Source organism: Nicoliella spurrieriana, from assembly GCF_023380205.1.
Lineage (GTDB): Bacteria > Bacillota > Bacilli > Lactobacillales > Lactobacillaceae > Nicoliella > Nicoliella spurrieriana.
Map to the genome: position 1 here is coordinate 1,421,716 of NZ_CP093361.1, position 18,474 is coordinate 1,440,189.

The following is an 18,474-nucleotide window of genomic DNA, read 5'->3' on the forward strand; positions in this document are numbered from 1 at the left end:
GCAGCATAAGCAGCTGACGTAATCGCTGCATTGCTTGGGTTCAATGATGCTAACACTGATGCAGCGGTACTTGCCGAATTAGCAGAATTTGCAGAACTAGTAGCGGTAGCTGCAGCGGAACTAGCAGCAGTGTAGGAAGCATTAGCACTAGTAGCAGCTGAACTAGTGGCCTGATTATCAGAATTAGCGTTGCCAGCATAACTAGCGGCATTGGATGCGTAACTGGAGGCAGCACTAGCACTATCGTCAGCACCACTGGCAGTTTGTGCATTGCTCAATGCAGTCGCTGCGGCACTGGATGCATCGTTGGCAACTGAACTAGCACTCTGCGCTTGGGTCGCAGCACTCGCAGCAACCACGGCTGCAGAGCTGGCAACTGATGATTGAGTAGCAGCGTCGTCAGCTTGGGACTTCATTGCAGAAGCCATTGAAGAAGCAACGGAAGCGTTTGAACTCCCATTCACGGCATCACCAGCAGCATAAGCACTGTTAGCAGCACTTACTAAACTGTTGACCGCAATGGCAGTGGAGTTAGCAACACTTGAATCATTAGCAGCCTTGCTAGCTGCAGTTGAAGCAGTACTGTAAGCATCGGCCGCAACCTTTGATTGGGCATTTGCAACCGAAGCGGCAGAACTGGCAACTACGCTAGCAGAGCTGATGATTGAAGCTTGGGTACTAATGTAGCCATTGGAAGCATTACTGCTATTAGCAGCAGCAATGCTAGTAACGGCACTGGAAGAGTTTGAAATTTGGGCGCTATCACCGTTAGCGACCGAAGCAGCCTTACTTGCGGTTTGCGCATCATTGGATGCATTATTTGCAGCCGTACTTGCGGCACTGGCAGACGTGCTAGTAGCTGAATTGTAACTATTAGCCGTACTTGCAGTGCCAGAATTATTGCCGGAGGCAGAATTAGCAGCATCGGCAGTCGAACTCGCAGCACTATTAGCCGAACTTGCAACGCTGTTAGCGGAGCTAGCCGTACTGTTAGCTGAACTAGCCGTACTGTTAGCGGCACTCGCATCATTAGTAGCGGAGTTGGCAGTTGATTTAGCAGCTGCGGCAGCACTCGCTGCATTGGATGCATCGTTAGCGGCAGCACTGGCAGTGGCAGCATCTGAACTGGCAGCAGAACTATCCCCATTTTGAGCAGCCGTGGAAGCGGCGCTGGCAGCAGCACTCGCCTTGGAAGCGGCAGTCGAAGCGGCGGTTGAAGCAGAACCCGCAATTGAGTTTTGGGCACTGATCACTGCCGATGCAGAGCTAGCCTTGGCACTAGCAGAGGCAGCGGTTGACGCAGCAGTTGATGCAGCCGTACTTGCTGACACAGCACTCGATGCTAATGAAGCGATTGCTGAGTTCTTAGGATTTGCTGATGCATATGAAGCGGCCGATGAAGCGGCAGAACTGGCTGCTTGTGATTGAGCAGCAGCACTCGATGCATCGTTAGAAGTATTGCCAGAAATGACCGTTGCATTGCTAGCAGCGCTACTTACCGCACTGCTATCCGCGTTGGCGTTTCCTGAGTAACTACCAGCTTGACTAGCGGCACTGGATGCATTGGAGGCATAGCTAATTGCTCCACTAGCGGTGGAGGCAGCGGCAATGGCTGAATTCATCGTACTGTTCAGACCAGCTGCTGAGGTTTGGGCACTAACGGCCTGACTAGCAGCTGATTGAGCGGCACTCGTGGCAGTAGATGCAGTTTGACTAGCATTCGTAGCAGTGGAGGCATTGGTCGAAGCTGCCTTGGCGTAGCTATCGGCGATCGAATTAAATTGACTGGCCTGGGTGTAGTTCCCGGCACTATTAGCAGAGAGCGCTTGACTTGCATTCGAACTAGCAAGACTAGCGTTCAAGCTAGCGGCAGAACTGGCACTATTGGCTGTGGAAGCGGCACTACTTGCAGTTTGGTACTGCGTATTGGCAGCACTGGCAGCAGCATCGGCACTGGATTTCACACTGGTCAATGCGGAACTAGCACTATTAAATGCGGAACTGGCATTACTGATGGCCGCATTGGATGGGTTAGCCACTTGATAACTATCCATGGCGCCCTTGCTTTGGGTCGCAACGCTAGAGTAGCTATTAACGACACTATCAGCAGAGCTGGCCGTCGAGTTAGCAATTGATGCCTTATTGGCATCAGCGTTTGCACCACTAGCAGCAGTGGACGCAGCGGTGTTAGCGGAACTAGCCACACTATTAGTGGTAGAAGCACTATTCGTCGCCCCACTCCCAGCATTCGTAGCGGCACTGGCGGCAGCGTTAGCGATGGAAGTTAACGACCCGTTTGCAACTGTGGCGTTGGATTCATCATCCTTTGCCAGACTAGCGGCAGTCGAAGCAACAGTCGTCAAACTAGTGGTTGCGGATGCATAACTAGAGGTCATCACCGCAGTTGAACTAGCTAGGTTGGCGTATGAAGCGGCCGAAACCATTGCAGAACTACCGGCTGAAGTATTTCCATTATTGTAAGCAGAAACCGCTAGACTTTCTGCAACCGAAGCGGCAACGGAGTTATTGGCAGTCGCCGTGCTTGCGGACGCAATCGCATTGACGTACGAACTAACGGCAACGTAGGCACTGCTTGCAGTACTCTTTTGGGCCTGGGCATCAGCATTCAAACTGTTGATCGTAGTCATCACGCTGTTCGCAGCTGAAGAAGCGCTCTTGAAAGCGGTGTTGGTTGGATCATTTGCGAAGTAACTATTGACCGTACTCGTTGTAGCACTTGCGGAAGTCGTAGTCGTGCTTACGGCACTGGCAGCGGATGAAGCGGCTGAATTGTAGCCACTGACAGAATTTAAGTTCCCACTTGCAACATTGTAGTTACTGCTGATTTGACTAGCAGCCGCACTGGATGCATTGGATGCGGAAGTCACCGCAGTCGTACCACCTTGCGCTGCACTAGCGGCATTTGACGCAGCGGACGATGCACTGTTGAAGTTGCTGATTTGCACCCCGATTTGGGTCACGGCACTCGATGCATTCGAAGCAGCGGTACTTGCTACGGCAGTGTAGCTAGCAATGGCGCTGGAATTGTTAAGCAACGTTTGCGCAGCATTCGAAGCATCCGTGGCAGCTTGACTAGCGACCTTGGCATAATTATCACCGGCGGATGAACTGCCGGCTAGGTAGGCGGAGTTAGCCGAAGCAACGTTGGTAGCAACCGCACTCGATGCGCTGGCGATGGTACTACTCAACGTGCTATCGGAACCGTGGATCACACTCGCAACACTAGCAGCACTAGCTGCGGTGCTAGCTTGAGCGCTGGCATAAGCAGCCCCCGAAGCAATCAACGAGTTCGCAGTAGACGCTGCAGTAGCAGCGCTGGCTACGGAAGCGTTGGCGGAGTTCGCACTGGCAAGACTAGCAATGGAAGTATTAACAGCGTTGATGCTATCGGCACTAGAGCTAGCTAATTTAGCGGATGAGGCTGCATTGGATGCGTATGAACTAGCCAAACTGACGTTGGTATTGTTACCGGACACAACACTGCCAGCAACGGAGCTAGCGGAAGCGGCAATACTATTATTGTTACTACCACTATTGGCAGCATTAGAAGCTTGGTTCGCAGCTGATTGAGCGGAATTCAACGCATTGGAAGCATTAACTGACGCATTGGAAGCTCTGTTCATAGCAGCAATCGCACTGGATGCAGCATTTGAAGCAACCGTGGTAGCAGAAGCAGCAATCGATGCTTGTGATGAAGCGTCAGCAGATTGCGCACTCATCCCAGATGCAGCTTGCTTAGCTTGATCAGCAAGCAGTGAGCCTTGTGAAATGTTACCAACTGCGTATGCACCATTAGCAGCATTGATTAAGCTGTTGACATTATTAACGGTCAAGCTAGCATTGTAAGAATCAAAGTTAGCGGAACTAGCAGCAGCACTAGCCACTGCATAGGCACTATTAGCAATGCTAGATTGCGTATTAGCATCAGCAAGTGCAGAAGCTGTGACACTAGCAGCTGAATTAACAATCGCAGTTTGAGCTGCAACCACGCTGTTTTGACTATTAGCACTAGCTAGACTGTTTGCAGCAGTCGCATTGCCTTGCACAGCACTATTCAAGCTGTTAGTAACCACGGCTGCAGAACTAGCTTGTGATGCATAGGTCGATGCTTGCTTAGCACTCGCATTGGCGGCATTAACACTAGTCCCAGTAGCAGATGCATAACTAGCAGCTTCAGAAGATGTCCCCGTATTACCACTTGCAGCAGACTTAGTAGCATCTGCAGTCGAACTTGCAGCACTATTAGCTGAACTGGCAGTACTAGTATATGATCCAGCAGCACTATTCGCTGAACTAGCGGCACTATTGGCGGAATTAGCATCACTTGCGGCAGCATCAGCATTGGAACGCGCAGTGGAAGCAGCTGCTGCTGCATTGGAAGCTACAGATGCGGCAGATGACGCAACGTCACGAGCTGAACTAGCGGAACTTGAATCACCATTTTGAGCTACAGATGACGCAACGGAAGCGGCACTAGAGGCGGCAGCACTAGCTGAAGCAGCAACACTTGCAGCGCTGGAAGCGTTGGTACTTTGACTAACAATTGCAGCGGAGGCGGAGTTGGCCTTATCATGCGCACTAGCGGCAACGGAAGCGGCACTAGCGGCAGCAGTAGCAGCAGCGCTTGCACTTGATGCAAATGCAGAAATAGTAGCATTTCCGGAGTTTGCTGAAAGCGTTGCTGAAGCGGAGGCAGCAGCAGTACTTGCGGCACTAGCTGAAGCAGCAGCACTAGCAGCAGCATTGGAAGTGTTAGAACTAGCAGTATTGGCAGCACTAGCATCGTTATTCACCTGACTGCTATCACTTTGGGCACTGCTGTTGTAGTTAGAAGCTTGGCTTGCGTAGCTACCCGCAGATGAAGCGGCATTGGCAGCAGCACTAGCAATACTAGCGGTGTTGATTGCGGAGTTAACGGTATCATTAAATCCGGATGCAACACTAGCTTCTGAATCAGCTGACTTAGCAGCAGCTTGGGCAACACTGTTTGCACTCGATACGATTTGATCAGCACTCTGTGCACTTGCTGCATTATCACTAGCAGATGCGGCAAATTTAGCAGCACTAGCATTAAGAGATGCAGCTTGTGAGTAGTTACCAGATGCAGTGGCAGCACTAGCTTGCGCAGCATTTTCACTAGCCAGGCTAGCATTAATAATGGCCATTCCATTGTAACTATTTACATTGGATGCGGCATTACTTGCGGCAATGTATGCTGAACTAGCAGTGCTAGAGAAACCGTCAGTTGCAGCCTTTGCACTGGTTAATCCATTACTTGCACTCGAAAGTGCAACGCTGGCAGCACTAATGGTAGCATTGCTAGAGTTAGTATTAACATAGTGACTCATCACTGAGCTTTGGGCATTTGCATTATTAACGTAGCTCGTCACCTTACTATCAGCTGTTGATGCATCAGCATTCGCAGCGGAAGCAGAGGTAAGTTTGTTGTTAGCATCACTCGCGGCACTAGCAGCGGTACTGCTTGCAGTGCTTGCCTGATTAGATGCACTAGTGGTTGCAGATGCGGTATTACTTCCAGCAGATTTAGCAGCTATAGCTGCATCATTTTCAGCAGCACTAAGTGAACTTAAAGCTGCACTTGCTGACTGTTCATCATCAACGGCCTTAGAAGCAGCTTGTTTAGCAGTCGCAGCTAAATTATTGGTATCAGACGCAGCACTACTTGCTAAACTAGCTTGGGTACTAGCATTATTCGCGTAACTAACCGCATTGGAAGCATAAATCGAGCCCTCGGCAAGTGAGCCGGTTTGATAGGCAGCGCTAGCTTGCGCATAGTAACTATTTGCACTTACCACGGCATTACTAATGGTTGCACTCGCCCCACTAATCAGTGCCACTTGGGAAGCTACTGCAGACGAAGCGCTGCTTGCAATACTAGTTTGCAACGAAGCATCGGCATTGTACCCGTTAATTGCGTTCACGGCGCTAGAAGCAACCGTAGCAGCACTCTTGAAGGTTGAATTATTTGGATCATTATTAAGGTAGTTATTGATTGAACCAGCCAATGAGTTAGCGGAAGTGACGTTACCACTAACCACTGCTGAAGCAGAACTAGCGGTGCTATAAGCAGAACTAACCACACTGCTATTGGCACTTGCAGTTTGACCAGCAATTACGGTAGCAGCACTAGCAGAACTAGCGGTGCTAGAAGCCCCACTTGCAGCACTGTTACCACTATCAGTAGCGGATGCAGTACTAGAAGCGGCACTAGCAGCACTATTGAATTGGCTCATTTGAACACCCATTTGTTGAACGGCACTAGCAGCCTTCGATGCAGCAACACTGGCGCTGTTGGTTTGAGCAAGAATTGCTGCTGAATTATTAAGCATTGCCTGAGCAGCAGCAGATGCAGCACTAGCAGCCGTACTTGCAGCACTCGAGTAATTATCACCATCAGACGTGCTGCCAGCAAGGTATGCTGAATTAGCGGACGCAATGTTAGTCGCAACCGCACTTGAAGCACTCGAAATGGTACTAGTAAAGCCACTATCACTACCTTGTAAAGCATTGGCGACACTAGCAGCACTCTTAGCAATACTAGATTGACTTTGGGCATCAATGTTCAATGAAGCCACCGCTGAGTAAGCCATACTTGCGGATTGCACATAACTAGCAAGCGAAGCATCACTGTTGTTGGACTTAATCAGTGCAGCAATACTGCTATTAGTGGTGCTAGTACTATTAGCACTAATGGTAGCTAAACTGGCAGAAGAAGATGCGGCACTAGCGTATGAGTTCGCTAAACTAGCGTTAGTACTGTCACCAGTAGTAACACTTCCGGCAATTGAACTCGCTGAATTAGCCGAATTCGTATTATTACTACCATTAGAATTGGCAGCAGAAGCTTGGTTCGCAGCTGATTGAGCTGAGCTCAAAGCAGCTGTTGCAATGCTAGCTTGATTGGATGCAACACTTTGGTCAGAAATGGCCTTCGATGCAGCAACACTAGCACTATCAGTAGCCGATGAAGCAACCGCAATTGCATCGGCAGCGGCCTTAGATGCGGCACTCATTCCGGCAGCAGCAGTAGAAGCTTGGTTTGCATAAATTGAACCATTCGCAGTATCACCATTAGCATAGTAACTATTGGCAACTGATACCAAACTATTAACGTTTGAAACCGTGTTGCTAGCGGTAATTGAAGCAGTCGTTGCACTGGCAGCAGCACTTGATGCAACTGCATAGGCACTATTAGCCACACTAGACTGAGTATTAGCATCAGCAAGCGCACTAGCGGCATTCGAAGCGGCAGTCGATGCTACATTTGCTTGGGACTTAACGATCGTATTTTGATCATTAGCAGTAGCCAAGCTTTGGGCGGCCGTCGCATTGCCTTGAGCCGTGTTCGTGAAGCTACCAGTAGCGGAAGCAGCTGAACTAGCGGCGCTGGCATAACTAGAAGCACTATTAGCGTATGAGACCGTGGTATTAGTACTCAAGCTAGTGGCGCTATTATAACTACCAGCCTGTGAACTAGCACTCGAGTTCCCAGCAGCAGAACTAGCAGCACTGGCGTTGGAACTAGCATTTGAACTAGCACTAGATGCCGTACTATTAGCTGAACTAGCAGTACTACTTGCACTGGATGCCGTACTGTTGGCATAACTTGCATCCTTGGCATATGAATCAGCAGCTGACTTTGCAGCAGCAGCTGAAGCTGCTGCGTTAGATGCATCGGTGGCAGCAGAATTAGCAATGGAACGGGCAGTACTTGCCGCAGAACTATCACCCCTTTGAGCAGCACTTGCAGCTGAACTAGCGGCACTGGATGCCGTACTATTAGCCTTAGATGCAGCGGTAGCAGCAGTAGAAGCATTGTTACTTTGCACCGTAGCGTTAGAGGCATCTGAGCTAGCTTGATCACGCGCAGAGGCAGCAGTAGAAGCAGCAGTAGATGCAACAATCGCCGCACTATTGGCACTGGATGCTAATGATTGAACAGCAGCGTTACTCTTGTTAGCCGAAGCAAGCGAATTAGCCTGTGATGCAGCCGTCGATGCCGCACTAGCAGAATCAGCAGCGCTAGATGCAGTATTAGAAGCTGCAGTATATGAGGCATTAGCTGAGCTGACGTCTGAATTAACAGCCGTGCTGTTGGAACTAGCGGCACTATTGTAGCCAGATGCTTGATTAGCATAACTGGAAGCCGAGCTAGCATCGTTGATGGCCCCACTAGCTTGGGTTGCAGCGGATACTGCGGAATTAATCGTACTATTGTAGCCTGAAGCAAGGCTTTGTTCCGATTCAGCCCGACTAGCTGCAGAATGAGCAGAGTCAGTAGCAGTAGATGCCGTAGCACTAGCTGCAGAAGCACTGGTTACGGCCTGACTAGCTACACTAGCATAACCAGCAGCAGTCGAGTTCAAGGAATTAGCCTGAGTGTAATTTTGCGCAGCATTGGCAGCTGCTGCTTGAGAAGCTGTTTGAATGGCCAAACTGGCATTGACGCTAGCGGTAACACTAGCGGTGTTTGCATCACTGGCTGCGGAACTCGCAATGGAAGCTTGGGTGCTAGCAGCTGTTGAATCATCATCAGCGTTGCTCTTCGCACTGGATAACGCTGCACTGGCAGAATTTAATGATGTAACTGCTCCACTGATAACTGGATTATCGGCATTTGCGGAGTTAACCACGTTTCCAATTGCCGTACTTTGTTGGTCAGCATTATTAGAATAGCTAGCAACAGCACTATCAGCGGATGACGCATCCTTGCTGTATTGAAGTGCACTGGATGCACTAGCATTCGCACCACTTGCAAATGATTGGGTAGCGGAATTAGCTGAACTAGCTACTGAACTAGTCGTAGATGCAGAGGAATTCCCTGAAGTCCCGGCAGTAGATGCATAGTTGGAAACTGAGACATAAGCACCGTTAATTGCATCATATGCAGAAGAAGTGCTTTGATAATCAGCACTAGCTGAAGCAACTGGCATGTCTGCAAAGGCAGTAAGACTTTGCATTGGGAATGCGAACGTACCAGCACTAGCTGTCACACTAACAGCTGAACTAGCAAGAGCACTTGCGCTTGATGTATATGCATTTCCAGAATCAATGTCACCCTTAGCATAGGCAGCACTAGCTGCAGTTGAATACTGAGCAATTCCAGAATTAAAGCCAACCAATGCAGAACTCATTTGTTGTAATCCATCATAAAGTGAAAGCACATTAACGGCCAAACTTTGTACCACATTGCTTTGCGTCTTGGCGTCAGTACTACCAGCATTAGCTGAATTCATTGCACTATTAACCGTCTTATTCGCACTACTGAACGTTACATTAGTAGGATCGTTAGCAAAGTATGAATTAACCAAGCTCGTCTTATTGACAAAATCAGAATATGCTTCACTGCTGCTTGGTTGGGCAATAAATGAGTTCACTGAGCTGGCATAAGATTGATCAGCCTTAACCTTATCAGCATATTTAGCAACTGAATTTATAATGCTGTCAATGTTATAAGCAATTAAACTTGTCGCACTTGAAGCACTATTTGCACCAGAATTACCATTGAAAATGGCAGCACTTGCACTTGAAAAGGCACTGGCAGCACTGTTAAATGAACCAAGTGCAATGTTGATGTTCTTAACATCATCGGAAGCCTTGGAAGCAGCAGTGCTGGCAGTGTTAGTCCAGTCTTGAATGGAGCTAGCGTTAGCTGATAGTTGAGCAGCAACTGAGCTTGCGCTGCTTACGGCAGCCTTAGCTGAAGAAGCAGCAGTATCACCATCAGATGTATTCCCTGCTAAGTAGTACGAATTAGCATTAGCATCATAACTGGAAACAGCTGCAACATAGCTATTAACAGATGATAGTAAGGCCGCATCAGACCCATGTAATCCAGTTGCAGACGATGCAACATTTGATGCAGTTGACCGTTGTTGATCAGCATCAGCAGTATAACTACTAATTACAGATTGAGCGGAGTTAGCGGCACTCGCATAGCCACTTAACACAACGTTAGCGGAATTAGTACTAACAACACTAGCCATACTAGTGTTAATTGTATTCACACTACTTAGTGCACTGTCAGCTTGACTAGCATATGAAGATGCTAATGCAGCATAGGAATTAGCAGAGCTAACGTTAGTGGAATCGGCAGTGTTAGCACTATTGGCAGCTGAATTAGCAGAGCTTGCACTACTACTATTTTGGGTTGCATTGGAACTGGCATTAGTGGCTTGGCTAGCAGCAGCTTGCGCAGATTGCATAGCAGCTTGGGCACTCTCGTTAGCATTTGAAGCATTAGACTGATCAATTTTAGCTTGCGAAGCAGCGGTACTTGCCGCGCTTTTAGCTGAACTAGCAACTGAAGCTTGATAACTAATGTCATTTGCTTGATCACTCATTGCTTGTGCAGCAATTGATGCTTGGGCTCGATATGAGTCCCCTGCACTAACGTCACCATTTTGGTAGGCACTATTAGCAGATGTAACGTAGGAATTAACGTTACTGAAGTTAGAAGCGGCAGCGGATGAATCCCGGTTAGCTTGATTGCTTGCAGCAATGGCAGCTCCAGCGGCACTATTAGCAATGCTAGATTGGGTTTGGGCGTCAACATTATAACTACTTGCACTAGTAGCATAACTATTTGCAATTGAAGCTTGTTGTGAAACTACTACATTGCTTGGGTTAGCACTTTGTAATGAACTAGCAGTAGAAGCTGCATTTGAAGCAGATTGATTAAATCCACTAGTAGCAATAGCAGCGGACCTAGCGTCACTTGCATATGAAGATGCTGAATTAGCATCTGCACTAATGCTTTGGTTGGTGTTTGAAATTGAACCATTCTCATTACTTGCAGAACTAGCAATTGAGTTAGCTTCACTGGAACCGTCGCTCGCAGCACTACTATTGTTATTAGCAGCACTCGATGCACTTTGGGCAGTACTATCAGCAGTACTTGCGTTATTAGATGCACTAGAAGCCAAACTATTGGCATTACTTCCATCCGTAGCAGCATTGGATGCTGCTGCCGCTGCAGTACTTGCTTGAGATGCAAACCTAGAAGCATCATCAGCAGCACTACTTGCAGCACTTCTAGCAGAACTAGCAGATGCACTATCACCACTATTAGCAACAGTGGAAGCAACGCTGGCAGCACTTGATGCAACCGCGTTGGCGGAAGCAGCATTAGAGGATGCTTGACTTGCAAGGACACTTTGTGAACTAGCCACTACACTTGCTGAACTAGCTTTGCTAGCAGCTGAACTAGCGATTACAGCATTTGAACTAGCAGCAGAAGCAGCCGATGAGGCAACGTTGGCATATGAACTTAATGCAGAATTATCTGGTTGTGCTTTAGCAGCACTCGACATCGCAGATGCAATCGATGAGGCATTTGTAGCACTATTCGATGCACTAGCAGCAGTGGAAGCAGCAGCAGAAGAGTATCCACTCGTTGCACTCGATGCTGAGCTAGCCATGCTACTTGAACTTCCTGCACTGCTTGAATAACCACTAGCTTGACTAGCATAGCTACCAGCAGCACTGGCATCACTAACGGCAGCACTGGCTGAAGCAGCACTGTTGAAAGCAGCTGTAATTGATGCATTTAACTTAGCAGCGTTAGTTTGATCAGTAATCGCCTGACTAGCAGCCAACTGTGCCTTTGAACTGGCAGTGGAGGCAGCAGAAGATGCATTCGAAATACTTGAAACTAACCCATTAGCTAGACTTGCATAAAAAGCAATTTTACTGTTAAAGTCATTAACTAAACTAGAATGACCAGCGATTGCTGCACTACTTGCAAGTGCATAAAATGAATTAACACCAGATGAATATTGACTAACCCATGTACTTAGTGAATTCATAGCTGAAGATGCATTTGAAGCACTAATATAGGCAGTTTGAGCACTCGTAAGTTGATTTCCGGCATCAGTATTTAAACTATTCAAGCTATCATTAAAACTAGCGATTGCAGATGATGCCGAAGCAATCACCGGATTCCCAGAATTAACGCTATTCGTGAAGTAACCATTTACGATTGATGCACTACTTTGTCCAGCAGCTGAATAGCTAGCTACCGCAGATGAAGCAGAGCTTGCTTTTGACACTGCATCTGAAGCATTGCTGGACTGACTCGAAACTGTACTATAAACATTTGAAAAGCTTGCTGAAATTGAATTAGTAGCTGAAGAATTAGAACTAGCAGTACTAGATGCTGCACTTGATTGATTTCCAGCATAACTAACCGCATTGGAATATGCATTGCTTGCAGCACTTGCAGCATTACTTGCAACACTAGAATCACTTGAAGCTCTCTGGGCAGCGCTAGAAGCACTACTTGCATAGCTTTGGGCAGCAGTATTAGCTGCACTCGCCGAATCATTCGCTGCGGATGCAGAATTAGAATTAATCACTACTTGCGCACTATACGATGAGGCAACGGAACTATCACCAGTACTATATGCACTGGAAGCTAGCGAAGCATTAGATGCGGCAGCACTAGCAGCATCACTAGCAGCTTTAGCGTAACTAGCTGCTGCAGAGGCAGCAGAATTAGCAGCGGAACTAGCCGAGCTAGCATCACTAGATGCACTGACGGCATCACTAGATGCAGAAGCAGCAGTGGAACTAGCACTTTGCGCAGTACTATTGTAACCACTCATTGTGGAATCATTTGGATATTGGCTAGCGATTGAACTAACCGCTGACGCTTTAGAACTAACAAATTGATTGTTACTAGACGTATTACTTGCGGCTACACTAGCTGAGCTTGCAAACGAACTAGCATCACTATTATGACTGCCGGCACTAGTTGATTGAGCGGCAGCTGAAGTAGAACTATTTTGTGCGGACTTAACATTGTTATTCATGTTATTAACAGCACTGGCAACTGAACTAGCTCCTGAAGCAGCAGCAGCAATGGCATTTGATTCGACTGCCATACTAGCCTTCAAACTACTTAATGCATCAGTAACAGAGCTTAAAACCGTATTCGCATTTTGCAACGTTGCATTAATGTTTGAAACATCAGTGGCTTGGCTTTGCGCTGGAATTAATGAGGCATGCCCACTTGATAGGTTACTTTTGGCAACATCACTGTTACCAGCCTTAGCAGCTGAAACCGCATTACTCCCATTAGAATAAGCAGAACTAGCATACGAAATCGCATTCGGATTTTCAGCATTATAGCTATTCATCTTATTATTTCCGTCTATAACTATCGAATTTTGAGTAGATGCGATTGCACTGAGGGAATCAGCATCAGAAACATATGAGGCTAATGCTGACTCAGCACTCGATCCGGATGCAGAATAATCACTAATCAGTGCATTATTTGGCGTGGAATTAACAGCACTCGAAAGCACCGAGGCAGCAGAACTGGGCCCACTTTTAACTGCACTAACACTAGCCAGCTGACTCTGGTTAGTGACATACTGTGCGCTTGCAGCGCTGGAAGAAAGTGGAATTGCTGCGGAAGCAGTTTTATAGGTATCACTAGCATTAGAGGCTAAGCTCATAATTTTATTTCCGGCAGCAACATCACTCGTCGAATTATAAGAAGTTAGATTGTCCAATGAACCTGCAGCACTAGCTAAAGTACTTGCAGCATCCTGTGCCCGCTTTTCCGCAGCTGCAGCAGCTGCAGCTGCGGAAGCAGCTGCAGATGACGCAACATTAGCTGAGTCTGAAGCTGCTGAAATTGCACTACTTGCAGCATTAGCAGAAGTTGCTGCAGAACTAGCAGAATCCAATGCAGACTGAGCAGCTGAATTCTTAGGATCGGTTTTTAATAAAGCAATTGCACTAGATGCAGCACTTGAAGCAATGGAAGCTTGCTCAGAAACGTTATCTGCCAAATTTGATACAGAAAGCGCAGCAGCAGAAGCACTATTAGCAGCAGATATAGCAGCACTATGTGCACTGGCAGCATCACTAGCAGCACTACTTGCGTCATTAGCAGCACTACTAATCAAAACAACCAAAGAATCAATTGCAGCTACACTTGATGAATTGCCATTACTAGCAGCTACTGCCTTTGCGCTGTTTGCTGTTGAAGTAGCTGATGCTGCAATTGAGGCTGCTTTACTATCAGCACCTGATGCACCATCACGTGATGCCCCAGCAGATGATGACTGACTGTTAGCAGCAGTTTTATCATTTTCGGCAGTTGCAGATGCAACTGAAGCAAATTCACTTGCTATTCTTGCACTAGCTTCAGCAATATGGCCTGCACTAATTCCAGAACTAGCAGTTGACACCATTTCACTAAGTGCTGATGAATTAATAGAAGCTTGGCTAGAAGCTTTGCTAACTGCCTGAAGTGCATTAGAAACAGCAACATAACCAACACTAGCAGCAGACATTGCAGATGATGTAGTCGATGAATCAGTAGTTGTTGTCCCTGCAATGGATTGCAAATTAACAGCATATGAAGACGCTAAAGTCACGAAAGCCCCCGCTTGAACTGCAGTGGCAGAACTAGCGGCTAACGATCTTGCCTTTGCAATATTGGCAATTGCATTACTTAAGTAGCCTGAGGCAATACTTTGAGAACTAGTTGCGCCATAAAAGCTATTATTTCCATCTGCATATGCACTGCTAGCAACTGACAGAAGCGATGCAACGCTGCTAATGTTAGCATCAATTATAATATTAGCGGAACTGATTGCTGATACCTGGGCAGATTGCAGTGCTTGCATCGAACTAATAAATTGAAACTCAGAATAACTAGTAGCTTGGGCGGTCGCATAACTAGAATCAGCAACAGCAGTACTATAAGCAGCACTAGCGGATGCTGAAGCCCCACTCGCAACTGAAGCCATACTCGATCCAGCAGGAACATATAGGCTGTGGTTAGATGTCACTGCACTATTTGCAATGTCGTAATAACGCTGCCCTAACGTATCACCCTTAGCAACATATCCGTTTTGGTATCCAATTTGGTAATCGATTGAATTATTATAAATTCCACTATTAAAGTTAATGTCCGATTGACCTTGTTTGTAACCGGCAGAGTATTGTTGACCAGCATCATAGTCATTTTTGTAAGTGGTATCAGATGAGTTAGAGGTATTGCCAGATTCACCATCCATATAGGCTTGGACGTTAACTGATGCTTCTTTATCAGGTTTAACGGTATTATAATGCGCAGTTACTGTAAATCCGTAATGTTGGGCAGCAGCAACTACATTTGCCAAATATGCAGTTGGTACGGTGACGCTAAATAGCCCATTGGAGTCAGATTTACCTAGATAAGAATTGGCAGTAGAAGTGTCATTGGTATCATCAGAATTCATTATTCCTTGGACTGGAACTGAATTTACATAATTACCATTTAAATCTGGTAATGTATAGCTTAATTTAATATATGATCCAGGCGTTGCATATCCAGTAACTACCCCAGTGGTTGGATTAAAATTAATCCCCCCGATTTGAACATCCTGAACGTGGTTCATTTGCAAGTACCTAGTAAATGCTGATCCAGGAAGGGTTTTATTAGCATTATTACTTACCAATGCTCCCGTGGGAGAAGTAGTGATATTCCCACTTGAGTCTGAATTAACAGTTGCACTGGCAAATGGCCCATAAACATTCCCGTTTATATCCGTAAATGAAGCCACCGTTCCAATGATTTTGACGGAATTAGTAATTAAACGACTCCCAGTGGATGTATTTTTACTAATGTCTAAAATAATTTTTTGCGGGTTATCAATGTTAACGTTACCGTTAGCATTGATTAAACTAATTGCTCCAGAACCATCAACAGAAGCGGTCAAGATCGATTCATTACTAAGGTACATATTACTGGAACCAGACAGATAGATTGCTGAATTAGTAACGTTTCTACTCAAATTAGTTCCGTTAAGGTTCAATTCACCCTGATCCTTAACATTAATCGTAGAAGCACCATTCATATAGATGAATCCACTAGTATTTTGGCCTCCCCACCAAGCCGTAGAACTACCAATCCCAGTTGGATTAACATTTAATTTTGCCCCATCGGTAACGTTAATGCTACCACCACCAGCGGAATAAATTGCTCCTGGCAAGTATTTAGTAAAGTTAGTATTAACGTATGGATTAACGTTTAATGTTGCCCCGGCGTTAACGTTCACATTCCCGGAACCCATTTGATAAATTCCCCAACTAGCTCCGAGCACGGAATCTTCACCACCATTACCACCAGGTGATAAGGTAACATTAGCACCATGGTCGACCGTAACGTTACCACCGCCACCAATTTCCAATACGTTTCCGTCATAGGTAGAGGCATTAAAGGTTACTCCTGGCAAAAATTCAGCAGATTGTACTTGGAAGACTTGTTGATTCGAGCCACCATTCACACCACTTCCACCGGAGGAACCACCCTCAGCTTGGGCAACCATGATTCCATTGACCTTTGACAAAGCCCCACCACTGGATGGCGCTTGAATTGCAGCATAGTTTTGCCCAGCATTGATGTTAACGTAACTCTTGATTGGATTATCATTAACGTTGATGCTACCACCATTAGCAGTGGCGACCGTATCAGCAGTATTGTTAGGATTCCCTAAGTACAAATTCGTAACCGTGGCGTAAGCTAATTGGGACCCAGTATAGTTAATATTATCGTAGTATAACTTAGCCCCAGAGGTTGATCTAGAAGTGATGGGCCCAAAGTAGTTAGCGCCATATAGATTCAAATTTTGCACGACCGTAGTTTGATCTTGGGCATTATATGATAATCCAGCAAAATCAACGGTCGAATTGGTCCCGTCCATTTGCATCCCATTAACGGTAAAGTTTCCACCATGATTATTAGTCCGGTACATATCATTATAACCTGCATACAAACTCCATAGACTAAATGTCCCATCAATATTAATATGGGTTACATTGCCATTCTGAAAGGCTGCATCAAATTGACTAGCATTAGTAACGTTCACAAACCCACTGGCGGCACCAGGATTAGCAGTATTGGCAGAGGCTTGACTAGAAGTCAGACTCGTTGCAGAAGAAACTTGCCTTACTAAGCCACTAACAGCAGATGATCCGGAAGAAATTCCAGTAACCGCATTGCTAACACTGGTGTAATAGGTATTAGCATTGCTACTCTGGGTCGTTACAGCACTTACTAAGCTTGCCATCGCAACTGAATCAATACTTGACCCCGCAGCAATTGCTGATGAGGCCGATGATAATGCTGCGGATAATGAAGAACCATTAACCTGCGCATTCGATGCGAACACACTATTCAAAGTTAGTGAAGTGACATAACTAGCAAGACTATTGTAAGTGGCTAAGGCAGACATTGCCCCTTGACTGGCAGCTTGACTTTTGGAATTAGATGTGGAATCAGCGTAACGAACTGAAAGCCGGTATGCATAATCAGCAGCACTGGAAACTTTCGCAAGGGTCCCTGTATTAGAAGCAATCGCAACTGAATTAGCACTCGCAACGTACGCATTGGAAGAAGCTGCACTATTCAATTGGGTAATTAAACTATTAATTTGGGTCGCTTGGTCATTGCCATCCCCCGTCGCATCAGCATCCCGAAACAATAATTCTACATTCGCAGCATCCGATGCAGATAGCTTATTCACGTCTAACTTGTTGACCGTATCGTTAGAGCCCGCAAAAATCTGGGTCAATGCATCAACTTGTGAGCTCGTCAAAGAAGCGTTACCACTTACGCTGGTAACACTATTTACGGAACTATTAGCATCATTGGATGACTCTGCATTGCTCAATGCAGCACTAGATTGGTTCGCACTAGCAGATGCACTGGCACTGGCGGAAGCTGATTCGCTAGCGCTTTCACTGACCGATGCACTGGCACTAGCGCTGGCAGATGCGCTCTCGCTAGCTGATTCACTAACACTAGCGGATGTACTGGCGCTGGCTAGCTTGCTGGCAGCTTCGCTGGCACTTGTGGATGCACTAGCACTAGCGGAAAGTGTGGCACTATCACTGCTGCTATCGTTGCTACTGCTAGAGGCACTGGCAGCAGTATCAGCACTATTAGAACTCGTTTGGCTAGCACTCGTGGCATCTTTACTTGCACTGCTCGTTTTTGAAGCTTCAGTTGAGCTAGACTGACCGCTTTGATCGGCTGAAGACGAACTAGTTGAACTAGCTGAGCTATCAGCACTGGATTGCAGTGAAGTCGAGTGGTTATCCCCAGCGGTAGTGGAATCACTAGTAACGCTTGATTCATTACTGGATGCACTAGCACTACTCTTACTGCCGTTATCGGAAGCAGACACAGTCGTTTGATTGGAATTAGAATCAGTTCCACTCGTAGTGTAATTAGCATCCCCCGTGGTATCAGCATGCACCGTCTTTTGTGCAGCCGCAGTGGCGCCACCAAGCACTGAGAGCATGGATAATGAAACCACTACCCATTGCTTCTTTACCTTTTTAAGTATTTTTTTATCGTTAACCTTATCAAATTGATATTTATTATAGAGCAAATCAATTCCTCCTCTACATGATCTAACTTTTTAAGTT

1 protein-coding gene (only partly in view) is annotated in these 18,474 nt (G+C 46.5%); it reads right to left on the bottom strand.

The features are described from left to right. Positions 1 to 18,437, bottom strand: partial view of a DUF5776 domain-containing protein gene (locus MOO44_RS07260; RefSeq protein ID WP_260116471.1) — the 5' end (the start) only. It extends 23,935 nt beyond the left edge of the window; 18,437 of the gene's 42,372 nt are visible here — the first part of the coding sequence; it begins with the start codon at positions 18,435 to 18,437; the stop codon falls past the left edge of the window. Positions 18,438 to 18,474: the final 37 nt, after the last annotated feature.